This window comes from Paenibacillus paeoniae (assembly GCF_003388735.1).
GTDB lineage: Bacteria > Bacillota > Bacilli > Paenibacillales > Paenibacillaceae > Pristimantibacillus > Pristimantibacillus paeoniae.
The window spans coordinates 343,454-367,579 of record NZ_QUBQ01000002.1 but is presented as its reverse complement, the minus strand read 5'-3'; the positions used below and the strand labels follow the sequence as shown (position 1 = coordinate 367,579).

Sequence of the window (24,126 nt, the reverse complement as noted above, 5' to 3'; positions counted from 1 at the left end):
GCAGCGCTCTTCTTTTTTCATGCAGGGAGAAATTTTTCGGGATTTGATCGTGTTATTGCTAAACATGTCGGAATAGAATTGCAATCATGAAGATAATCCTGACCGACAAACAGGCTTAAACCTTGCTGAGCAATATGGTTTGGACGGGATCATTGCAGTGACGAATTGCTTTATCTTTTAAGATTTTAGACGCTTAACATTTCGCTAAAAGAATGTCAGTTGATTTATGAAAACTTACCTCTACCACAACCTTATACTCTATTAATGGCAAGAAAATTGAAGACTAAGCAAAAGGCTCGGTTTTATCTTCTGAGATTATTTTCGTTTCGGTATTGATTCGGCGACTTGCCGACCGCTTTTTTGAACACTTTGCTAAAATACTTCTCGTCTTGGTACCCGATCATTTGCGATATTTGAACCATTTTGTATTGCGGGTTAAGCAGTAGCAGCTTCGCTTTCTCAATCCGGATGCTCTCGATAAATTCGGAAATATTTTTTTGGAACTGCTGCTTGAACTTTCTCGAAATATATTCGCGGCTCAGAAAGAACCGGTCCGACAAATGTTTAAGCGTAATATCTTCCTGATAATGTTGTTCAATATATTCAGCAATATTAAATACGGTATTGTTCTCCTTCTCCAGATGGTTGAATAGTAAGGCCGAAATCGTCAGCATTTCTTGCGTAAATTGATCTCGCCAGTGATGCAGCTTCAGACGGCCCCGTTCGTCGAGAGGAATCGCAAATGACTGTGAGGCCAGTGTGTCAGGCAGCGATTGCGGCTTGATTCCTTTCAACAGTCCCATCTTCAAGCTCGTATATTCATGCCACCACAGCTCCAATTCCTCGGTCGAAATATGGGGCAATTGCAACAGCGATGCAATCCAATCCGTTATAGATGCCCGAATCTGCTCGGTGTTATTGCTGCGAACGGCAGTTTGAATATTGGCCTTGAAGGAATCGAAGGAAATCGCCGGTACTTTGACAGCTTCGTGACTTGCATATTTATGAACCCATATGCCTTCGCTCATCAAGTTGCGCTGCTTGAGCACGCTGCGGGCTTCCATATACGAGTTCATTAATTCGGAAGGGAGGCTCTTCATAGTGCCGATTCCGATATGGAACAACTCTCGAAGCACTTGCTTTATTCCGTCGTTTATCCTCATTAGCACATCATAAGCCGCGTCATGATTGTCCCAAAAGATAACAAGCAGCTCATTGCTGGTACCCCAAAACCTGAACGCATATCCCATTCGTGCCTCTCTCAAGTATTCGTTGGCAATATTGGCAAGCGTATAAAACAACATGTCCATATTATTCGAATATTTGTTCCGAAGTGACTGTGACATCATGTCAATGTTCAAAATTGCAATCATACCTTGCTCTCTTGTATGTGAAAATCCAAACTCGGACTCCAATTGATTGGACATGGAATCATACACCTTTGGGTCCTGAATCATGTTGGAAAATACTTTGTCCCAATAAACTTGCTTGATTTGGTTTATCTCCATCACACGCGCTTGTTGCCGGTTCCGAAGCTGCTCCTCTTCAACCCAGTTTTCGACGGCTGTCCTGAACGTTTCTTCCAGCTGTTGCGGATCGATCGGCTTAAGGAGGTAGTCCATCCCACCGAATTTCATCGTATGTCGCACGAAATGAAAGTCGTCATGTCCGCTGATGACAATCGTTTTACTTCTCGGGGCGTGCCAATGGATCCATTCCAACAAGTCCATACCATTCATGAGGGGCATCATCATATCGGTGAATATGAACTCCGGATTTTCCATACTAATCAGTTCCTTCGCCTGAATGCCATTGGCTGCTTCCAGTACAGTATGGACTTGATAGCGCTTCCAATCCACCAAAATTTTGATGGCTTCCCGAACATGTTTCTCATCATCCACAATCAACGCTTTCATACGGAATCTCCCCCTTCCGATAACGGAATCTGCAGCGTTACCTTCAGCCCCCCAGAGCTGCCAGGCTGCACAAGCATCTGCGCATCTTTACCGCTATTCAGTTGCAATCTCGACTGTACGTTCATCATTCCGATCTGTTCCGACTGTTGGCCGTCCAATGCATGCTGCGGACGGTTTAGCGCGGATTGAATAAGCTTCAGCCTATCCTCTTCGATGCCCACTCCATTATCTTCTACCGTAATCTCCAACTTGTTTTGATCAACCAGTTTGCAAGCTATCATCAGCAAGTTATCGCTGGTCAGAGAGTCGGCAAACCCGTGCTTGAAGCAATTCTCGACTAGCGGTTGAATAATCATCTTCGGGATTTGAATAGAAAGTGTATCGTCATCCGCTTGAATGTCAAATTGCTGTTTGCCGTCAAAACGCTGCTGCTGTAGCGCTAAATATGATCTGACATGATCGATCTCCTTCTTGAGCGGAACAAAAGTTTCATTCGTATTCATCGTGTATCGCATCATCTTTCCAAGCGAAGAAATAAGACCGTAAACCTTCTTATCGCCATGCTGCAACGCCAACGTACCGATCGATTGCAATGCATTGTTCATGAAATGGGGATTTACTTGTGCCTGCAATGTTTTTAGCTGCTGCGTCTTGTTTGACAACTCCCAGCGGTATTCACGAATAATCAAATGGTTAATACGTTGCATCATCTGACGGAATCGTTTCGACAAGATCCCGATTTCATCGGTACGATTGCTGTCAAAATGTACATCAAGCTGCCCGATTTCAATTTTGCTGATATAACGGATCAATTGCTTGATTGGCGCTGTGAAACGAAAGGAAATATAGACAGTTGCGATAACCGCAATGACAAGAAAAAGCGTAATAATTAAGCTGTTTATTAAGGTGCTCATTCGAGCGTTCTGGTACAAATATTCATATGGAACACGTTTAACGATTGTCCAACTCACATCCGGAGTCTCAACCTTCTGATACATATGAATTCCTTTAAAGGAGCTGCTGTTGTATTCATAATGACCTGATTGTCCAGGCATATTAATCGCTTCGCTCACCCAGTCTTCATTCATACGACCGCTCGCTTCATTCGGTTCGGAGGAATAAATGACGCCTCCAGTTTGATCCACAATATAGAACTGTTCATGACCTTTATTAAATAACATGCTGCTGATTTTATCAATGGCTTCGGTCGTCACGTCAATGGAGATGAAGCCCATAATATCGGGAGACGGCGCATTCAAAATTTGCCGGTGGAATGATATGACGTTCTCGGGAGTATCGAAGGAATTGTTGAATCCATAGTGGTGACTGGTATGTGTCGCATCCATACGTACATGGTCACCCGTCTCAAACTTGGGGTCATACGTCTGGGATGCCATTTTTCGTGGCAGGCTGTTGGCGACCCGAAATGACTTGTCCTGTTTTTCAAGATACAAGTAAATCGAGTGAATTTCCTCCGTCGTGTTATAGATGAACAGCAGATTGCTCTCTATTTCCTTATCGTATGCGAAACCACTGGCGCCGGTCAGGATAATGTTGTACAGGCTGTTCGTGATGGAGGGGTTGCTATAAATGAGCAGAGAGGCCTGATTGAGACGATCCAGATAATTGAGCAGGTTGGAGGATCCTTGATAGATCAGTTTTGTATTGTTTTGGATCGATTCCTTTTTGAACGCCTCTTTCGTATAGACATACGAGATGATTATGGAACAAGTAATTGGAATGATGATGGAGAAGAGCAGAAAGACGATTAGTTTATTGCGAAGACTGCCACGAATTAATTGTATCAACTTCATCACCTCGCTAGATCAATAAATTCCACCTATTACATCACATTAGTCTGTGTTGCTTAACAGGCGCGACCTCTATAATCAAATTCATGAACGGTCGCACTATTGCAACGAACCAAAAGAGAGGAGGGAAACTATGCGATTCAATCGTTCTGAAATGCAGCAACAGCTCGTATTCGTAGGACCAGCGTTGTTATTCTTCACCCTGATTGTACTTGTGCCGTTTCTGCTAAGCATTTATTACGGTATGACGAATTGGAACGGCGTCAGCTCAACCGTAACGTGGGCAGGGTTCGACAATTACAAGCAGATTATAATGCACGACACTGATTTTCGCAATTCATTCTGGTTCACGGCGCGCTACAGTGCAGTGACGGTCATATTGATTAACCTGATCGGACTGTCGCTTGCATTGCTTTTGACCAAGGCGCTTAAATCACGTTATCTGCTGCGAAGCGTATTCTTTATGCCAAATGTCATAGGCGGCATTTTGTTGGGGTATATCTGGCACTTCATATTTGTGAAGGGCTTCGCGTCAGTAGGCGAATGGACGAACATTGGGTTGTTCCAGCTGCCTTGGCTAGGTACTTCGTCAACCGCTTTCTGGGGGCTTATTATCGTGACGGTATGGCAATATTCCGGCTATTTGATGATTATCTATATCGCGGCGCTGCTCAATATCCCTAAGGATCTTAAGGAAGCCGCACAAATCGACGGAGCATCCCGACTGCATATGCTGCTCAGAATTACCTTGCCGTTAATTATGCCCGCATTCACGGTCTGTTTCTTCCTAGCTATCTCCTGGTCGTTCAAGGTGTTCGATCTCAATTTGTCGCTAACTGGCGGCGGACCGTTCAACTCCACCAAATCGGTAGCGCTCAATATTTACAACGAAGCGTTCCGCAACAATCGGTATGGGCTTGGCACCGCGAAAGCGCTCATCTTCTTCGTTGTCGTTGCGCTAATCACTATCCTGCAAGTGAAATATACGAAGAAGAAGGAGGTGGAGGCTTAACGTGGAAGAAATAACGCGTTATACTGCGCGCAAGTTGGCGCTGGAGGTGCTCGCTTGGGCTGTTGCTTTACTTTTTCTCATCCCGTTTTATTTCATTGCCGTCAACTCGGTAAAATCAATCGGGGATCTGCTGACGAATGCCGTAGCCTGGCCGAAGTCCTTTCATTGGAGCAATTTTGTCCGTTCGTGGGAGCTTATTGGATTCTCCAAGGCGTTCATGAATTCCTTGCTGATTACAGTGCTGAGCAACGTCGGATTGATCGTCATCAGTTCGATGGCCGCTTATCGCATGGTGCGCCGTGCGACCCGTTGGAACTCGTTGCTGTTCACCGTATTCGTCGCAGCGATGATTATCCCTTTCGAGTCGGTAATGATTCCGCTTGTTAAAGTTATGGGGGAGCTCGGACTGACAAACAACAGGTTCGGACTTATTGTAAGCTACTTCGGCTTCGGAGTGTCGCTCAATCTATTCTTGTACCACGGCTTCATTAAGTCCATACCGAAGGAGATCGAAGAAGCGGCTGTTATTGACGGTTGTACGCCATATGGGGTGTTCTGGCGCATGATCTTCCCATTGCTTAAGCCGATGTCGATTACAATTGTGCTGCTGAACAGCCTGTGGATATGGAATGATTTCCTGCTTCCCCTGCTCGTATTGTTCGACCCGTCCATCAAGACGATCCCGCTTTCGATCTATACCTTTATCGGTGAGCGAACGAAGCAATGGGACTTGGTGCTGCCTGGACTCGTCATGAGTATCATCCCGATGCTTGCCTTCTTTCTGCTCATGCAGAAGTATATTATTGCGGGTGTCATGAGCGGTTCGGTGAAAGGATGAGGGGGTGGTCACAAAACACATTCAATTGTTTAAAATTATGCGTTTGTTTTCAAAGGTCTATTCGTACAATAGAAAAACAGAAGACATATTGCAGAGGTGATAGCAATTGCGGAGAAGTAAAAGGTATCCAATCCTAATTGGAATTATGTTGTTGATCACGGTGCTATTGGCGGCATGCGGGCAAAATAATGCGGCAACCGGCGAGTCGGGCGGTACAGAAGGCGGAGAGAAGAAAGTTACGATTCGATATTTATCGTTCGAAGTAGAAATTGCCGAACAACTGTCGAGGATGTTTAAGGAATATGAAGCACTGAATCCCGGCGTAACCATTATGTTCGAGACGATTGGCAGCGGTGCTGATTCTGCTTCGGCCTTGCGGGCCAAGTTCAATTCCGGTAATGAGCCTGATATTTTCCAGAACGGCGGTTATTCCGAGTTGGATCTGTGGATTGACCATCTGGAGGATTTGTCGGACGAGCCCTGGGCGAAGAATGTTGTCGAAATGGCGCGCGAGCCGATTACACGGGATGGAAAGCTGTACGGCCAACCATTGAAGGTAGAAGGCTACGGCTTCATTTACAATAAAGATCTTTTTAAGAAAGCGGGCATTACGAAGGTTCCGGAGACGTTGGCTGAATTAGAAGAAGTTGCAAATCAACTGCAGAATGCTGGTATCACTCCATTCCTTAACCCTTACGGCGAATGGTGGATAATCGGCAATCATCTTGCGAATATCCCGTTCGCGTATCAAGAAGATCCGAATTCTTTCATTAAAGGATTGAATGAAGGCACGAAATCGTTTGCCAGCAATGAAGTGTTCAATCAATGGCTGGATCTTGTTGATCTGACTCTGAAATACGGCAACAAAAACCCGCTTCAAGTCGATTACAATACGCAATTGACCGAATTTGCAACGGGAAAAGCCGCGATGACACAGCAAGGGAACTGGGCGTCGATTCCGCTGCTGAAAGCGAATCCGGATCTCAACATCGGCTTTCTGCCTATGCCAATTAACAATGACGCGGCAAGCATGAACAAATTGCCTATCGGCGTGCCAAATTACTGGGTTCTGAATAAAAAATCTGATCCTGAAGTGAAAAAAGCCGCGAAAGCACTGCTCAACTGGATGGTTAGCAACGAAGAAGGCCAGCATTATCTAATGAGTGAGTTCAAACAGATCCCAGCCATCGAAACGGTTCGAGGCGATAAGGAAGTTCTTGGACAGCTTGCTGGTGATGTTATGCGCTATATGGATGAAGGCAAAACGATTAGCTGGAACTGGTTCAAGTTCCCAGCGGCGGAAGCGACCAGCCATTACTTTGCGGATGCGCTTCAAGCGTATTCTGCAGGAAAGATGACAAGGGAAGAGCTGTTGGCAGCATTCCAAAACGCATGGAAGAACTTAAATAATTCTTAATTTAAATGGGAGGATGTTAACAATGAAATTAGGATTCTATGGGGAATATTCGGAGGAGACGGTACGCTTTGCGGCCGAAGTTGGATTCAAATGCATGGAGCTATCCGCCTGGCCGGATTCTTCGCTCAATGCCGACACCATTACGGACAAGCGTCTCGCAGAAATTCAGAAGGATCTGGAGAAACACGATATTGAAGTATCAACGCTCGGCTTCTATCCTAATTACTTGGACCCGAACAAGGAGGAAAGCGAGAAGGCGCAACGTTACTTCCTAAATGTGCTGAAGCTCGCGGAGCGGATGAACGTACCAGTCGTATCGACATTTGCCGGCAGAGATCCTTATAAGTCGGTCGTGGACAATATTCCAGCATTTAAGGAAGTGTTCTCTAGATTCTGCGAAGAAGCGGAGAAACGGAATATACGAATTGCGATCGAGAATTGTCCAATGGTCGAAAACTACAAGCTTCAACACTCGTTAAATATTGCTCATAGCCCTGAAGTGTGGGAAGTGATGTTCCAAGAGGTTCCTTCGGATAATTTGGGACTTGAAATCGATCCGGCGCACATGGTATGGCAAGGCATTGATTATGTGCAGGCGATTCGTGAGTTTGGTCACAAAATTTTTCACGTACACGCAAAAGACGTCGAAATATTGCATCACGTTAAAGCGCGTACTGGACAATACGGTACGTTATTCACTAAGGCGGACGGTCTCGGTCATGGATGGTGGCGCGGGAGAACGCCAGGATGGGGCGACGTTAATTGGCAAAAACTGATTTCAGCGCTCATCGAAGTAAACTATAAAGGCAATATTGATATTGAACATGAAGACGATGTATTTGTAAAGAATATTGAAATTGCTGAAATCAAGGAAGAGTCCGATATTGTGAAGCAATATGCCAAGGACAAAAGTGCACTCATTCTCGGGTACAGACATTTAAGCAGGTTGATTCCTTCGGCAGCGATAAAGTAATCGGACAATACTCCCATAACTGTCGCTTGTCACCGTAAAAGATCCGGATAGGACGAGGAAATAAGAAGTGGTGCATCGAGGGGAGAGTGATTATCCCCTCTTTGCAATGTCTCGCTAGCATGTAAGGGGAGGTTGTTGGGATGAAAATTAAAGCAGGCGTTATTGGTACCGGATTTATAGGCGAAGCGCATATCGAAGCACTGCGCCGATTGGGCATGGTTGATGTAGCGGCTATTGCAGGATCAAATTCTCGGCGTGCTGGCGAGAATGCCGAACGACTGGGTATCGCGCAGGCCTATGGGGACTGGAGAGAGCTAGTTCATGATCCGGCAATTCAGGTCGTCCATATATGCACGCCCAACCATCTGCACTTTGAAATTGCCGAGGCGGCTCTCCAGAGCGGAAAGCATGTGATCTGCGAGAAGCCGCTTGTATTTCATGCGGATGAAGCAAGGAAGCTGATCCGTCTCGCCGAAGACCGCGGACTTGTTGGCGCCATACACTTTAACCTTAGATATTATCCGCTCGTTCAACAAGCGCGTGCTATGATGATCAAGGGTGAAATCGGTCGCATGCTTGCGTTCGGCGGCTCCTACCTGCAGGATTGGTTATTTCACGATACAGATTACAATTGGCGGATTGAACCCGGAATTGGAGGTCCCTCGAGAGCTATGGCGGACATCGGCTCGCATTTACTCGATCTGGCGGAATATGTGTCCGGAGAACGCATTAAGGCAGTGTGTGCGCAGCTTGCGAACTTCCATCCCATACGTAAGAAGCCGCTTCAAGCGGTAAAAACTTACACGGTGTCAGAGATGAGCGACGGTAATGGCGAACTGCTGTCGAATGAGCCTGAATATGAAGAAATTCCGATTGGAACGGAGGATTATGCATCCGTTCTGTTGGAATTCGAGAGTGGAGCACGGGGAAGTGTCACTGTAAATCAGGTAGCTGCAGGCAATAAAAATCAGCTAAGATTCGAAATTAATGGCTCTGCATGCTCTGTCGGCTGGCAATCTGAAAATCCGAACGAGCTATGGATCGGTTGGCGCGATCGTCCGAATGAACGTCTGGTGAAAGATCCGCAATTAATGGATGCCAGCGTTAAATCCACAGCCTCGTATCCCGGCGGTCATAGCGAAGGGTTTCCGGATACGAGCAAGCAGTTGTTCAGGCAAGTGTACGACAACATAATGCGAGAGGATTACAAGCATGGTGTCAAACCTGCTTTTCCGACATTCGAAGACGGTTTGCGCGAAATAGAACTATGCGATGCGGTGTTGCGCAGTGCAGAGTCGCGGCAGTGGATGAATGTGTAGCGGTAGCAGATTTCAGGTTCTATTATAAGCATAACCAATTGAGATGTCCCACAAATCAACTTCCCATGTATGCGGAGAATGCCATATCCATCGTTAACGACCAAAACAAAGCACTATTCACAAAGACGTTAATTTCACGACTCGACGATATTGAAAAAGACACAAAACGAAAACGAGTGGAAAAAGTGATTAAGAGATTGAGTTGATTCTATCCTGTTTTAATCAAGAGGGCTGTCTCATTAAGCAGGCAAACCTGCCTGAAATGCACCCCTTGGAATAGACATTGGAACCCCCTTTCCGATGAAATGCTAGGGGGTGTATTTTTTATGCCGGCAAAGAAAGGTCAGAAATAAGGTATAATGGATAAAAAACATCGGAGGATTTCATGTCCTGGAGCAAATTGAAGCAAAATCTGGAGAGTTTTCTCTGCCCTGCATTAGATGGAAAGGTTGAATACAGTTCCACCAGCTACCGTTATGTAGCTGATAAAGCGGGGCTTTGTTATATTACGGTAGATAAAAAAAACATACTCAATATGAGCGATAAATCTAACGTAATTAAATGGTACCAGTCGGAGCAGGAAGTAAAGAATGATTCAGATATCTATATTCCGATTAGCGATGAAGAAATCGAAGCGATCAGAAAAGCTATGAACGGAAAAGTTCCTGAGGATCGTCTAAAAGTAATGGCCAGAAGTAAAAAAAAGTCCGAACTAGCAAAGGAACTCTTGTCAGCGCAGTCTACACTTAGCAAATCCAATTTTACAGTTGTAGCTACAAAGTTTTTAGCTACCTCTATAGAGGAAAGTATAGAGAGCAAGGATATCTTGTTGAATATTCTAGCTTTGGTGGACAGACGAGTTGGGAAAAAACGAATTATAAACATGTCCGATACGATAAAGTTAAAGCATCCCATTGTACAGTATTTTTATGAACTGCGGCTTAGTACGTTTTGAAAATAAACCATTTATTCACCAAGAATAGAATGGTTCTGAACTTATAGTTCGGATGCGATAGTACGGTTCAGAAGCATTATTTTATGGAGGTTCAAGATTATGGAAGTATCTTCGGGTGTAGCAATGCTTCATCTAGATTTTCAAGGGATTATTATTCACCCCACTCTATTGTGGGATCAAGAAAGTGCTGTATTAATAGACACTGGATTCCCAGGGCAAATGGAAGATTTACGCGTCGCCATGGAAAAGGCAGGAGTGCCGTTCGACAACCTAAAAGTTGTCATTTTGACGCATCAGGATGTAGATCATATAGGTAGCCTCCCTGAGCTTTTAAAGGAATCCGGCCATGATGTAAAAGTATATGCACACGAGTTAGATAAGCCGTATATTCAGGGGGAGCTACCTCTTATAAAGGATGGTCACCTTGAGAATCCTCCAAAGGGCAAGGTGGATGAAACTCTGATAGATGGGCAAGAACTGCCGTTTTGCGGCGGAATTCGCGTCATTCACACTCCTGGGCATACTCCCGGTCATATCAGCCTTTATTTAAGGAAAAGTAAGATTCTCATTGCCGGGGATTCGATGTACAGTGTAGACGGGACTCTCGGGGGAATTCATGTTCCGACCACACTGGATATAAATGAAGCGCGTCTTTCTTTGGAAAAATATGTCGACCTTAACATTACATCCGTAATTTGTTATCACGGGGGACTAAGTAACGTAAATGTAAATGATCAGATATGGAGACTTAGCCAAGGATAATGGGCATTCTATACAAGTAGAGTGCTGCGTGTTACTAGTACATGTAAGCCACATTGACCAGTCAAATCGAAGCTCAGGCGTAGTTAACGCTTGGGCTTTTTGTGTGATAGAGAACTTTAGTAGATTTTATTGCGTTTGTACTACTTTCGTATGACTCTTTTTTCTTCCGCACTCACTATACTGAAAGACGATGCAGGTTCACAGGCTCAGTAATCGTTTCGAGCGGTGGAAAGGAAGCAGTCGTATTCACTCGTTCGGCTGACTGAATACATCATTCATCTTGCGGCACCGCCAACATGAGAGAAGAAGTTGGCAACCACAAGAAAACTATTAATTTATAATGGGAGCGTAAAGAATGAAATGGATGCAGAGATGGAATTACTTTATGAAAAAGGCAGTAAGTACAATTCTCGTTTTGACGTTACTGGTCGGTACACATTCAGTGGCTTGGGCTGATGGAGGGAGTGGAGTTATTCCGATTACTCAAACTCAACAAATTTTGCTTGATCGCCCCGTCGCTATAGAGATAGACAACGGAGGCAATATGTATGTTGCAAATTACGGTAACCACCAGATTGTTAAATTGGACAGTAACGGAGGCTTTCTTACCGAGTGGGGGGGATTAGGAAGCGGAGATGGTCAGTTTAATTATCCAAGTGGAATCGCATTTGATAACAATGACAATGTCTATGTAGTGGATAGGGAGAATCACCGAATCCAAAAATTTGATTCGGAAGGCAATTATCTCACTAAGTGGGGAAGCCGTGGTACCAATGATGGGGAGTTTTTCAGTCCAGTAAATATCGAGATTGACCGCAGCGCTAATATTGTCTATGTTACGGATCGGGATAACCATAGAGTTCAAAAGTTTGATTTGAATGGTCAATTTTTGGGCAAATGGGGAAGCCAAGGCAATGGAGCTGGGGAATTCAATCGACCATATGGTGTTGCGATTGATCAGGATGGGATTGTTTATGTAACCGAAAGTGAAAATCATCGCATCCAAAAATTTGATGCGGATGGCACTTATATTAGTCAATGGGGAAGCCTAGGTGTTGGAAATGGTCAATTTAGGTATCCTTTTGATATTGCGATAGACAATAGCGGCTATGTCTATGTTCCTGACGCTCAAAATAATCGAGTCCAAAAATTCGATTCCAACGGTGCCTATATTAGTCAATGGGGAAGCTCCGGCAATGGAGATGGTCAGTTTAATTTTCCTAACAGTGTGGGAGTAGATAGCAGTGGTCATATCTATGTAACGGAAGCCAGTAACCATCGGATCCAAAAATTTGATCCGAATGGAGTCTATCTGGGTAGATGGCCCAGAAGCGCACCGTTGATTACACCTGACAGCGTAACTTTCGATAAGAATGAGGCAGGGTCACACTACCGGGATGTTAACGTGATCTTGGAAACAAACGGTCATATCCTATCCAGTATTCTGAACGGAACCGTAACGTTAATCGAAGGAAGCGATTATCTGCGAGCGGGAAATACGTTCACGATCAAAAAGGAATATTTGACAGCATTGCCGATCGGACAGGTCGTATTGACATTTGATTTTAGCACAGGAACTCAGCTGCCTTTCACGATAGACATTAGTAACTCGACGCCACTACCGGAAGCGCCTCACTTGCAGCCCGCTATTGCTGGTGATGGGCAAGTTAGCTTGAATTGGAATTCTGTAGATGATGCTACGAGCTATAAAATTTATCAAAGCTTGAGTAATTCTATGAATGGAACCGAAATAGGTGAGGTGGGCGGTTCAGTGTACGATTATACGGCTACGGGATTGGCAAATGGGACGACTTACTATTTTACAGTTAAGGGAGAGAACGTCCAGGGAGAAGGTCCTTCCTCCAATATCGTAAGTGCAACTCCGTTTACCGTACCAGGAGCACCAACGAACGTTGCGGCTGTGCCAAGTGATCGTCAAGCGACGCTTACCTTCGATGCACCGGTGTTTGACGGAGGCAGTCTAATAACAGATTATGAGATTACCGTATACCCGGGAGGACAGAGCGAAAGCGGAGCTAGCAGTCCGATAGTTGTTACGGGTCTGACGAACGGGGAAGCATACACGTTTACTGTAAAGGCGATCAATGCCGCAGGCAGCAGTGTAGAGTCGGCGGCTTCCAACAGCATCAAGCCTGTGGCGCCAACACCGACACCAACACCGACACCAACACCAACACCAACGCCGACACCGACGTCAAAGCCCATCAACCCAGAGTGGCCGGTTACAGAAGTGGACTTACGGATGAATGGGAAAGAGGCGGCAGCAGGAACAGTGTCGGTAACCCGATCGACACGAGAAGGCCGCACTGAACTTGTGATCATACTGAATCAGAGCAAGCTAGCGGAACAATTGGCGAATGTGGATCCAGGAGCTGTAATAGAGGTTGGGGTTGGCGGTCAAATAGATGCCGAGGTCTACCTCGAGCTAGGTGGAACACAGCTTGAATACTTAAATGAAAAACAAATTGTGCTGGAGCTTCAATCTCCTAAAGGTATCTATCGACTGCCTGTTGGAGCGATTGATCTTCATCGCATTCATGATGAAGCGGGCAAGCCAATTATGATGTTGCAGGAGTTGCAAGTGCGTATGGGTGTGGCAGAACCGGAGGAGGCCTTGCTGAATTTTGCTGTGAAAGCAGGGGAAGAGAATGGCATGACTCTCCTTGCAAAGCCAGTCAGCTTTACTTTGTTGGCTTACCACGGAGACAACCAATGGGAGCTAGCGGAAGATCGTTTTGTGCAGAAAATGATCAAGCTGCCGGACGGCATACTACCCGATCAAGTGACGTCAGCCATCGCTTTGGAAAAGGATGGAGCGATCAGGCATGTGCCGACGAAGATGTTGACGGTAGACGGCAAGCGATACGCAGTTGTAAGCAGCTTAACAAACGATACCTATGTCTTAATGTCTCATTCACTTACGTTTAAAGATGTACAGGCTCAATGGGCAAAATCTGCAGTGAATGAGTTGGGAGCGCGACTCATTATACAGGGAGACAGCCTGGGGCTCTTCCATCCAGAACACGAAATCACACGTGCCGAGTTTGCAACGATTCTCGTAAATGGCTTAGGACTGAAGATGAAAGGGGAGCCATTATCACCTTATTCTGATGTACAGCCCTCTGCTTGGTACAGTGATGTAATCCAAATCGCATATGAGTACGATCTTATTTCTGGATTTGAGGATGGTACATTTCGTCCAGAAGGTAAGCTGACACGAGAGCAAGCGATGAAGATACTCTCTAATGCAATGAAATTGACAGGGGTGAGTGTCAAACTCCCTGCACAAGTCGAGGAACAGCTATTGGCAGCGTTCAACGACGCCCATGAGGCTGGGGAATGGGCACGGAGCAGCATTATAGACAATCTTAAAGCTGGCATCATCACGGGGCGAGACAGCCATACACTTGCTCCAAAGGCATTCATCATGCGTGCGGAAGTTGTGGTTATGATTCAGAGACTATTAAGAGAGTCTGAGCTTATTGATTAAAAAAAGCTAACGCAATTCGGCGAATTGTGGTTGTGTACAGCCACGGTTCGCCTTCACCATGTAAATCCACAACCGCATGAGGTTGTGGATTTTTGCTTACCTGGACCTATAAATTTATAATATTGTGTACTAAAATCTAATGAGGTAAGTAGAAGTAATCACTTGAAATGAGGGAGAACGAATTGTTTACCATAAAGGAAGCATCGGAAAAATTAAATTGTCCTGCACATACTATACGTTATTATGACAAAGAAGGGCTGCTGCCCAATATTCGCAGGGACAACAAAGGCAACCGCCTGTTTGATAAGAGGGATTTGGACTGGATTCGATTAATGACTTGCTTCCGAGCTACGGGAATGAGCATTGCGGGAATCAGAGAAATTGTCGAACTTGCCATGCAGGGAGAAGCGACGATTGCGCAGAGAAGGGCTATTTTGGAAGCGCATCAAGCTGAGATCGTAAAAAAGCAGCAGGTATTGAGCGAAGCTTTTGAAGCGGTAAGTCAAAAGCTGGAGATTTACAATAACGTTCAAAACGGCAGTCCGGAAGAGAGTTTTCTTGAGTATATAGAGAAGCTGGATGAGTAAGTGAATAATGTTTTGAAGTAAATACTAGCGAAAAGCTATTGACTTAAAGTGAACTTTAACGTTTAAAATGTAGGTGGTTTGTAATAAATAATCCATAAGGATGGAGATGCGGTGCAATGGAACAGGATGTTCAGTTATGCAACAAATAGAAAGTTGGGATCAAAGAGAATGAAATTATTCATTTTAGTCGCTATTATCGCTGTTGTCGCATTGGTCATTTATCTGATCCTCAATCATTATCCTCCGCTTGGCGGCAAAAGCTCAGCAGAAAGTCAAAAAAGAATTCAGGCATCCCCGCAGTTTAACAACGGGAAGTTCCAGAATCAAATTCCAACGCCGATGGACTATAGCTTAAAGGATACCACCGATGCGCTGATCAAAACGATAAAAGGCACTCCGAACAGCAGGCCAAAAGGAAGTATGCCTGTCGAGCCATTTGATTCGAAAGCCTTCACGGAAAATGAGGAAGATCAAGTGATCTGGTTCGGACACTCCACGTTATTGCTGAAGGTGGGTGGGGTGAAGCTATTGATAGACCCTGTTTTCAGTCCATATGCCTCCCCTGTCCGTTTCTTCGGTCCGAAACGCTACAGCGACAATCTGCCGGCAGAGATAGAGGATTTGCCTGAACTGGACGCCGTCATTATATCTCATGACCATTATGATCATCTGGACTATGCGTCCATCCGTAAGTTGAAAGGAAAAGTGAAACACTTTGTTGTTCCGTTAGGAGTGGCTGGACATCTGACGAAGTGGGGAATCGATTCTGACCGTATTACGGAACTTGATTGGTGGGACGAGCATCCGATTCATGGGGTGACGTTAACCAGTACGCCAGCAAGACATTTCTCAGGGCGGGGAGGCAGCGCTGCCGGGGCTACACTATGGAGCTCCTGGGTGATTGACAGCGGTCAAACACGAATATACTACAGCGGGGACAGTGGATACGGGCCGCATTTCAAGGAGATTGGAGATAAGTTCGGACCGTTTGACCTCACTCTTATCGAAACGGGACAATATGACGAGAAGTGGGCGAATATTCATATGACTCCCGAAGAGTCGCTGCAAGCTAACCTGGATGTGCAAGGCAAAGCCATGATCCCTATCCATTGGGGGGCTTTTACTTTAGCGCTGCATAGTTGGACAGACCCTATAGAGCGAGCGACACGGGCAGCTGAGCTTCAGAACGTTGTATTAGCCACACCTAAAATAGGTGAAATCGTAACCACAGGAGCATCGGAATATTCTTCTGTAAACTGGTGGGAGTAGCTTTCAGGCCTATCGTAATGACCCAAAGTGGGCTCACGGATGAGTGTTTTATTGTACCCGTCGTTCCTTGTAATCGGCATTCAATTGACTCCACTTGCGTTGGCTGCTTTCTTTCAAGTTACTGCGTGGGCGCTGCCGATGAACTGGTGCTTAAGGAATCAAGAAAGTTAAAGAACCTCTTTACATATATTGGATTGCAATATATACTATGTCCAAGTGTGGCTTAGGGGGATAACGGAATGAACCGTTCATTGTTTGTATTAACCAAATCCTATAACCATCATCACAGTTAGGCGTTTGTATTACGGATTTTTTTCCGTAGGTACAAGCGCTTATTGGCGCTATACCTACGGACTTGAAGCATAGAGTCATGTAGGTGTTTTTTTATCCTGCATGGCTCTTTTTGTTTTATTAATAAACGGGGGTTGAATGAAATGAACAATCAAAGAATCGTATTCAGAGTTCCAGAACAGAATGAACAACTTACAGAACGTTTCAAAACACATAAGACGCTATTCAACAGAGATGTACTTCATGGAGTTTTATCCATTTTCGATGAGGTGGCCCATAAGGGCGATGAAGGAATCAGAAGTCTCACAAAGAATTATGATGAGATTGATTTGGAGGAACTGGTTCTTTCACATGATTATGTTGAAGGGTGCATTGCTTCGCTTTCACCATCATTACGTGCAGCTATAGAACAAGCAATAAGAAATGTGGAAGATGCAAATTTAGCTATGTTACCGAAAACGTGGGAAAAGGAAATTAGACCTGGAACCGTAATCGGTGAACATGTGGTTCCTTTAGACTCGGTAGGCATATGGATACCAGCAAGGAAAGGACCGTTAATCTCTACTGCAATCATGCTGGTTGTAGCGGCAAAAACAGCTGGTGTTAAGAAAATCGTTGTAGGGATGCCGCCAACAAAGAATGGACTTGGGGATCAAGGCACGGTAGCTGCAGCCAAGCTTGCGGGAGCAGACCAATTTGTGATTGGCAACGGAGTATCCATCATTGCTGGGTTTGCACAAGGTACGGATTCCATTCCGGAAGTTGATGGGATTTTTGGGCCGGGACCAGGTGGAATTGCGGCGGCAATGAGTGTAGCTATGACATATGGCAAAAAGAGTGTATTAGGCCTTGGTCCGACTGAATGTATCATTTTCGCAGACGAAACTGCCGATCCGTTGAAAATAGTCTATGATTTAATCAATGAAGGGGAGCATGGTCCCGATTCTTCTTCAATTTTGGTTACAACCTCAACAAACCTTGCTCAAGAAGTAGAAGCTCTCCTTTGGAAATGTATGAATGAAGTCGATGAAAAACGAAGGCTATACTTGCAAAATGTTTTTGGTGTTAACGGTAAGGGAGCAATTGTTATAGCATCAGAGGATGACGAAGCTTTTGATTTTATGAATGGGTTTGCACCGGAACACTTGATGATCGTATGTGATAAAGAACTTGAAAGTCGTACGATGGCGCGCATAAAGAATGCAGGTGAAATTCTTATCGGCGAATATACCCCTTTTTCTGCAGCCAACTATGGGATAGGAATTACAGCCGTATTGCCGACTAACCATTTTGCAAGAGCCTTTTCGGGTGTGACATCTAAGGATATGGTCAAGTATTCAACAATCGGGAAACTGAGCAAGGATGCTTTACAAGAAATTTATCCGATAATAAAGGAGATGGGGAATTACGAACAATTGCCTTGTCACGTAAAAGCGGCTGATATAAGGTTGTTTGAGTAGGGGAATACACATAAGAAGGAGAATCACACATGTCAAATAAATACGAAGTCGGCAACAAAACGGAGTTCACGCCGGAAGAACATGAAGGACTGCTGAAAGCATTAAAAGCCCGCTTTGAGAAAAATATGCATCGTCATGAAGGTCTCACATGGGCTGATATACAAGCAAAGCTCGAAGCGCATACGGAAAAGCTGTGGTCGCTCCATGAAATGGAGAAGTCCGGCGGCGAGCCGGATGTCGTTGGCTACGAGGAGAAGACGGACGAGTATATTTTTTACGATTGTTCGCCGGAAAGTCCCAAAGGCCGGAGAAGTATCTGTTATGACCGCGAAGCACTGGAATCAAGGAAAGAGCATAAACCGCATAATAATGCTGTTGAAATGGCGGCAGACATGGGCATTGAGCTGTTAACGGAGAAGCAATACCAGGAGCTTCAAGAGCTGGGGAATTATGATCTCAAAACATCAAGCTGGGTAGTTACGCCTGCTGCTATTAGAAAGCTTGGCGGAGCTATCTTCTGTGATCGGCGTTATGATACAGTCTTTGTTTATCACAATGGAGCTGAATCTTATTATGCTGCAAGGGGATTCCGCGGCTCGTTAAGGGTCTAGGCCTGCGGGGAAATATGAAAAGAAAGAATACAACGATCCGTCGGGAGCTTACCTGGTGGGTCGTTTGTCTATGCCTTGTACAAGCAAATAGCGAGTGCATGGAGCTTCTGTTTTAGGTATCATTAAGAATGATAAGTAAGAGTAAGCAAATCGAATGCTTGGTGGTGAAGGCTTGGACTGGAATCAACACGCTTTGCTATGGAATCATGCTCTGATTCGAATGATGGATATACGATTTTTAACACTGCCCCGAGGGTCTGAGCCTTACATCTACCGATTGCCGGCAAGCGGCTTCATGTATGTAGCTAGCGGGCAAGCGAAAGTCCATGCAGAGGCTGATACTTACCAGGTAGAACAACATGACCTGCTGCACGGAGGTAAAGGGATAAGGCTTGTCATTGAGCCCGATGAGGAATGGTTTTCTTTTTATCTGATATTGTACAAAGCTACGCTCACGTATCCCCGCAGCCGACAAATACATCGTTTGTATGCAGAGATCAGACCGTTCGATATTCCTTACGTTTGCTCGTTGACATCGACATCTTTGTTGCAAGGCCTTCTTGCCGATATGATCCGGCATTGGCAGCATCCATTGCCAGTTTATAAGCTAAAAGTGAAGGCTTCATTCTATCAATTTGTGTTCGAATTGATGCGAATGTTAGATGAACAGGAGAGAGAAGGAAGCAAGCCTGATCTGGTTGAGCTGACTGTGCGCTATTTGCAGGAGAATTATCAGAAGTCGATTACGATGGACGAGCTTGCAGTAATGTTCAACTGCAGTGTCTCGCATTTGTCTCGAGCATTCAAGCATCAGATGGGAGCAAGCCCCATTCATTATTTGATTCAAATACGGATGGAGCATGCCAAGGAATTGCTGCTGGGCAGCAAGGCCAGTCTGAAGACCATCGCTGATCGAATTGGCTATCCCGACGGTTTTTATTTTAGTCGCATGTTCAAAAAGCATACCGGCTATTCACCCCAGCATTATCGTAATCTGTTTACGGGGACGACGGATATGCATCCTGTCCCGTATTCTCCATTCAATAAAGCAGGAATTGATATGGAACAGGGCAGCTTCTCGCAGTATACTGAGAATTATTATCAGTACATACAAGGAGAGAAGCAAATGAAAAAGATGTATACGAAACCCTCAACTGTCGCAATGACGATGCTACTGTGCTTTGCTTTATTGCTCGGGGCTTGTCAGTCGACGGCTAACAACGCAGCAACGAGCACCATACAGGGCTCATCTTCTCCTGCGGCACGAGAAACTGCTGCTGCAGGAGCAGTGGAGGAGCCGGCGACAACGCGGATCTACAAGCATCTGGATGGCGAGACGGAAATTCCGTTAGAGCCGAAGCGGGTATTCACCGATCTGAAGGTGGGCCAAATGATGGCATTGGGCGTCAAGCCAATTGGCAGCGCCACTTATCCTTTGCAGACCGGCTTTATTAATAGCGAAGGCATTGAAGATGTGGGTATATATCCTCTGAATCTGGAGAAACTGGCTGCTCTGGAGCCGGATTTGATTATTTTGACGGAAGCCTGGCGTGATGGAGGGGGCTATGAGGTATTTAGCAAAATTGCTCCTACAGTGGTCATTCCGAACCATGCTGAAAGCATGGCCGACGAGCTTCGAATGTTCGGGGACCTATTAGGCAAGAAGGAAGAAGGCGAACGTTGGTTGGCTGATTTCGAAGCGAAGGTAAAGACCGCCAAGGAGAAGGTTGACGCTGTTATAGGAGGGGAGGAAACCTTCACAATCCTGAATGTTCGTAAGGACGCGTTCTTTATATACGACGATGTGAATATGGGTGGGTCGATCATTTATAAGTATCTGGGCTTGAAGCCTCTGGAGAAGGTGCAAGCTGATGTCCTCGACGGTGAGGTGTGGGAGGTTTCTGCCGAGGTCGTTCCCGAATATATCGGTGACCATCTACTGCTGGCGACCAATAAGGACGCGGGGGAAACACTTGAGCGCTACGAAAAATTGTGGACCAATACGTCTGCGGTGAAGAACGACAAGGTATATCAAATTGATTTTGAGCAGTTCCTGCTTAGCGACCCCATTAGTCTGTCTCATCAACTGGATATTATAACGGATTTGTTGGTAGAAAAAAATAAATAGTAACTGAGCTCTGTTTTAATAACCAGTCGCCTGTAATCAATCGGTGACTGGTTATTTTGCTTCGTTTGAAATACAAGTAATTGCCAATGAATGTATCCATGTCTCTTTTTTTACAGTATCGTGTGAATCGTCTATACTGATCGTAGACACTAATGTTCTAAACTCTCTAACGATTTTTCGACGTTGTTTTTATTAGATCGTATGGCGTTGTTGTTATTAGAAAGGACGGGTGTTTTTATGAACAAAAAACATTTCATAATAACTGTGTTATTGTCCCTATCCAATACGACAATTCTTTCTCTGTTACTCCAGCAACTATTCAAGTAAACAAAGTTCTATACGGTGAAACAGATGAGCAATCCATCACGTTACTGCAGCATGGTACTAGGGATGATGAATTTGATCGCATTAGAATGGTTAATCCATCAGAAGAAGTACTCCTAATTCTGAACAGAACAGAAGCAGGACCGTATTGGTCATATAACTTCGAAGATGGCGTTTGGATTATAAATAACGGAAAAGTAAAGTCACTATCCCAACAAGAAGCACTAACGTCCGGAAAACCGGAACAAGACTTGAAGAAATTCGTAGCTAAAATAACTGCAGCAGCTAAAAATAAGAAAATACCCATAACCTCCGAATAATGTCTTTGCTTTTCTAGAGAAGGATCGTCATGCTGGTGAAAAACCAGACGTTGACGATCCTTTTTTTTGTCATACTTCATAAGCCTGTTACTGCTTGACAATCGATTAAATCCGCCCTATACTTAACCACATAGTTAAATAACCAAAAGGTTAAATAACTGATTGGTAAAATACCGATCTAGTTGTTGGATTAGTCTCAGTGAAAGAAGGAATGGAGGAGACAATTCGGAAGAAACATGAGGCACGTATAGCGAAAGGTTACTTTTTTTGATTGTTTTTGATTATCCCACACTAAAAAATGAAGGCAGGTAATTTCATTATGACAACCGTTCTATATATCACAGCTAATCCCAATAATCATGAAACATCTTATAGCATGGCAGTAGGAAAAGAGTTCGTACAGGCTTATCAATCCGCAAATCCAAATGATGAAGTTGTACATCTGGATCTATACAAAATGGATATCCCTGCCATTGATGCCGATATTATTAGCGGGTGGGGCAAGCTTGGGGCAGGTACTGGTTTTGATCAGTTAACGGATGCAGAAAAAGCGAAAGTAGGCAGGCTAGGTGGACTGGTTGATCAATTTGTCGCCGCAGATAAATATATTTTTGTAAATCCGATATGGAATTATTCATTTCCTCCCGTTATGAAAGCCTATATTGACTCCATTTGCGTTGCAGGCAAAACCTTTAAATATGTTCAAGATATAGGTCGGGTTGGTCTGTTGAGAGATAAAAAGGCGGTTCATATACAAGCGAGTGGAAGTGTTCTATCTCCGGGTTCAGCTCTTGGGGATTTTGAAATGGGGCATCGCCACCTGAAGGCTATTATGGAGTTTTTTGAGGTTCCTAGCTTTGAAGGGATCTTCGTTGAAGGTATGGCGGCAAATCCAGATCATGCGTCTGAGATCAAAGAAAAAGCAGTCCAACAAGCGCGTGAAGTTGCTCGAAGCTTCTAACGATTGCAAACAAGAGCCAACGAGATTCAGGTATCTACCTCGATCCGTTTGGCTCTTTTTTGTGCCTATCTAGATGGATAATGAGGGGATATTTTCTTGACATTAGATAAAAACCTGCCTAAACTTAAACGTATGGTTAAATATGACGATGGAATGTTAAATGATGTTTTCCAAGTTCTCTCGGATCCGACGAGAAGAGAAATTATAAAAAGTCTAGCCGTTGGAGAGATGACGGTTATGAATTTAGCTAAACCTTTTCAGATGTCACTGCCAGCCGTTTCTAAACACTTGAAGGTGTTGGAAAAGGCGGGCTTAGTTTCGGTTCGAAAGGAAGGGACGTATCGGTATTATTATCTAAATCCAAAGCTGGTCGAAAACGCTCACGAGTGGTTAATGGACTTGAGGAAGTTCTGGACTGCGCAAGTGTATAACCTTGAACATTTTTTGGATAATCAATCTAAAGAAGACGAGTAACGGAGGCACGATTAATGATATCAGCGTCGAATGGGAAGTTCTTTCTTCAGCTTGAACATGTATATAACGCGAGTAAGGAAAGAGTGTTCCTGGCTTGGACGAAGAAAGAACAGTTGGGTCAATGGTGGGGACTGACAGGCTTTACGACGACCATTGAACAAATGGACGTTTCAGTTGGAGGGAAGTACTTGTTTCATATGACAGCTCCCAATGGCAAGGTTCATACTTTGGAAGGTCGATATGTTGAGATCATTCCGAATGAAAAGCTGTCGTTTACTTGGAAATGGCTGAATGAAGGAGTCGATTCGGAGGAAACGCTTGTTACAATTGATTTTGTCGAGATGGACAATAAGACAGAGCTTGTGATTACGCATTCCAATTTCTCCACGATGAAAGTGGCGAAAAGACACGATAATAATTGGACAAATTCGTTGGAGCGCGGCTTGTGCAACTACATTAATTAACGTGTAGCGCACCCTCTAATACAACTCAATTAAAAATCGCTCATGCTGAAACGGCATGGGCTATTTTTGTTGGGATTTAATCAAGTAGTACAGAAATTAGGGAATATAATTACCGATTGTATTGAAATTGTAGCATGATCAATTAAATGGTAAAATTAGGTTATGAGGAGACCAAGCGATTACTAAAGTATACAGTCCCCATGCATTCGGCCTATTAGGAATGACTAGGACTGGAGATATGATTGGAGAGTTGTCCGTTGCGAAGAGATCATTATCTGCCGTTAATGAAGCATTCCCGATTGAATATACACATGAAATAAATGAAAACTTGCTCTATGTGGTGTATAAAGTTGAAACTGATAGAGCAGGCACTGATTAATGGTGGCTTACCGGACGCGTAATGTTTGCGGCAAAAGCCTTATCGCATAAGGATTTTGAACACATTAAAGCTGGTGTGTCGCTTTCAGAAATTAGGAAAGTTGATCCAATGACCAACCAATATAGACCTCAAGATGTTGAGCCATATCAAGCACAACTGTACGATGAAAACCTTTAAAGCTCATCATTTATTAACTGACGGCATACTGATTGTCTGGTACGAGCGCAATAGGCAATAGGCAAGAGGAAGAATTTGTTGTATCCAACGTAGAATTTAATGATTCTTCGGAGATTGCTTCTACTTATCATACGGGTACATTGCGCATTGAAATAAACGCAGCCGAT

19 protein-coding genes and 1 pseudogene are annotated in these 24,126 nt (G+C 44.5%); 18 read left to right on the top strand and 2 right to left on the bottom strand.

What is annotated here, in order from left to right; all coding sequences use genetic code 11:
- Nucleotides 1-91: 91 nt before the first annotated feature.
- Nucleotides 92-178 (top strand): annotated as a pseudogene (locus DX130_RS27440) (hypothetical protein); the annotation flags it as partial.
- A gap of 124 nt (nt 179-302) precedes the next feature.
- On the opposite strand, the gene DX130_RS14030 reads toward DX130_RS27440, so the two are convergent.
- Entirely contained in the window at nt 303-1,916 is a 1,614-nt protein-coding gene (locus DX130_RS14030) for a response regulator (protein ID WP_116046403.1), read from the bottom strand.
- Complete coding sequence (locus DX130_RS14025) at nt 1,913-3,724, bottom strand: cache domain-containing sensor histidine kinase (protein WP_165861283.1); 1,812 nt, start codon at nt 3,722-3,724, stop codon at nt 1,913-1,915. Before DX130_RS14025 ends, DX130_RS14030 begins: the two co-directional genes overlap by 4 nt.
- 136 nt (nt 3,725-3,860) lie before the next feature.
- Here DX130_RS14025 and DX130_RS14020 point away from each other — a divergent pair, with 136 nt between their 5' ends.
- The 17 genes from DX130_RS14020 (at nt 3,861) to DX130_RS13935 (ending at nt 23,403) form a co-directional block, all read left to right on the top strand.
- Nucleotides 3,861-4,739: a carbohydrate ABC transporter permease gene (locus tag DX130_RS14020; protein WP_116046399.1), complete on the top strand. Its 879-nt coding sequence runs from the start codon at nt 3,861-3,863 to the stop codon at nt 4,737-4,739.
- A gap of 1 nt (nt 4,740) precedes the next feature.
- The gene (locus tag DX130_RS14015) at nt 4,741-5,577 is read left to right on the top strand and encodes a carbohydrate ABC transporter permease (protein ID WP_116046398.1); all 837 of its coding nucleotides are present in this window, start codon (nt 4,741-4,743) and stop codon (nt 5,575-5,577) included.
- 145 nt (nt 5,578-5,722) lie between these two features.
- On the top strand, nt 5,723-6,994 hold the full coding sequence (locus DX130_RS14010) for an ABC transporter substrate-binding protein (protein WP_206098833.1): 1,272 nt from the start codon (nt 5,723-5,725) through the stop codon (nt 6,992-6,994).
- A gap of 22 nt (nt 6,995-7,016) precedes the next feature.
- Complete coding sequence (locus tag DX130_RS14005; protein WP_165861282.1) at nt 7,017-7,967, top strand: sugar phosphate isomerase/epimerase family protein; 951 nt, start codon at nt 7,017-7,019, stop codon at nt 7,965-7,967.
- A 140-nt stretch (nt 7,968-8,107) separates the two neighbouring features.
- A complete protein-coding gene (locus DX130_RS14000; RefSeq protein WP_116046393.1) occupies nt 8,108-9,286 on the top strand; it encodes a Gfo/Idh/MocA family protein in 1,179 nt (392 codons plus the stop codon).
- A gap of 385 nt (nt 9,287-9,671) precedes the next feature.
- On the top strand, nt 9,672-10,241 hold the full coding sequence (locus tag DX130_RS13995; RefSeq protein ID WP_116046391.1) for an SF0329 family protein: 570 nt from the start codon (nt 9,672-9,674) through the stop codon (nt 10,239-10,241).
- 99 nt (nt 10,242-10,340) lie between these two features.
- On the top strand, nt 10,341-11,003 hold the full coding sequence (locus tag DX130_RS13990; protein WP_116046390.1) for an MBL fold metallo-hydrolase: 663 nt from the start codon (nt 10,341-10,343) through the stop codon (nt 11,001-11,003).
- A gap of 355 nt (nt 11,004-11,358) precedes the next feature.
- Nucleotides 11,359-14,514, top strand: coding sequence for an S-layer homology domain-containing protein (locus DX130_RS13985; protein ID WP_116046388.1), 3,156 nt, complete (start codon nt 11,359-11,361; stop codon nt 14,512-14,514).
- A 182-nt stretch (nt 14,515-14,696) separates the two neighbouring features.
- Nucleotides 14,697-15,101 carry a MerR family transcriptional regulator gene (locus tag DX130_RS13980; protein ID WP_240644507.1) on the top strand — a complete coding sequence of 135 codons (405 nt, stop codon included), beginning with the start codon at nt 14,697-14,699 and terminating at the stop codon, nt 15,099-15,101.
- A 168-nt stretch (nt 15,102-15,269) separates the two neighbouring features.
- A complete protein-coding gene (locus tag DX130_RS13975) occupies nt 15,270-16,370 on the top strand; it encodes an MBL fold metallo-hydrolase (RefSeq protein ID WP_116047188.1) in 1,101 nt (366 codons plus the stop codon).
- A 39-nt stretch (nt 16,371-16,409) separates the two neighbouring features.
- On the top strand, nt 16,410-16,541 hold the full coding sequence (locus tag DX130_RS27225) for a hypothetical protein (protein ID WP_276310895.1): 132 nt from the start codon (nt 16,410-16,412) through the stop codon (nt 16,539-16,541).
- Nucleotides 16,542-16,804: 263 nt separating this feature from the next.
- Nucleotides 16,805-18,121, top strand: a complete 1,317-nt coding sequence (gene hisD / locus DX130_RS13965) for a histidinol dehydrogenase (protein WP_116046385.1) — start codon at nt 16,805-16,807, stop codon at nt 18,119-18,121.
- Nucleotides 18,122-18,150: 29 nt separating this feature from the next.
- The gene (locus DX130_RS13960) at nt 18,151-18,732 is read left to right on the top strand and encodes a DUF4256 domain-containing protein (protein ID WP_116046384.1); all 582 of its coding nucleotides are present in this window, start codon (nt 18,151-18,153) and stop codon (nt 18,730-18,732) included.
- Nucleotides 18,733-18,904: 172 nt separating this feature from the next.
- Nucleotides 18,905-20,860 carry an AraC family transcriptional regulator gene (locus DX130_RS13955; RefSeq protein WP_165861281.1) on the top strand — a complete coding sequence of 652 codons (1,956 nt, stop codon included), beginning with the start codon at nt 18,905-18,907 and terminating at the stop codon, nt 20,858-20,860.
- Between the two features lie 963 nt (nt 20,861-21,823).
- On the top strand, nt 21,824-22,465 hold the full coding sequence (locus DX130_RS13945) for an NAD(P)H-dependent oxidoreductase (protein ID WP_116046379.1): 642 nt from the start codon (nt 21,824-21,826) through the stop codon (nt 22,463-22,465).
- 96 nt (nt 22,466-22,561) lie between these two features.
- Nucleotides 22,562-22,939: an ArsR/SmtB family transcription factor gene (locus tag DX130_RS13940; protein WP_240644506.1), complete on the top strand. Its 378-nt coding sequence runs from the start codon at nt 22,562-22,564 to the stop codon at nt 22,937-22,939.
- A 14-nt stretch (nt 22,940-22,953) separates the two neighbouring features.
- A complete protein-coding gene (locus tag DX130_RS13935) occupies nt 22,954-23,403 on the top strand; it encodes an SRPBCC family protein (protein WP_116046378.1) in 450 nt (149 codons plus the stop codon).
- Nucleotides 23,404-24,126: the final 723 nt, after the last annotated feature.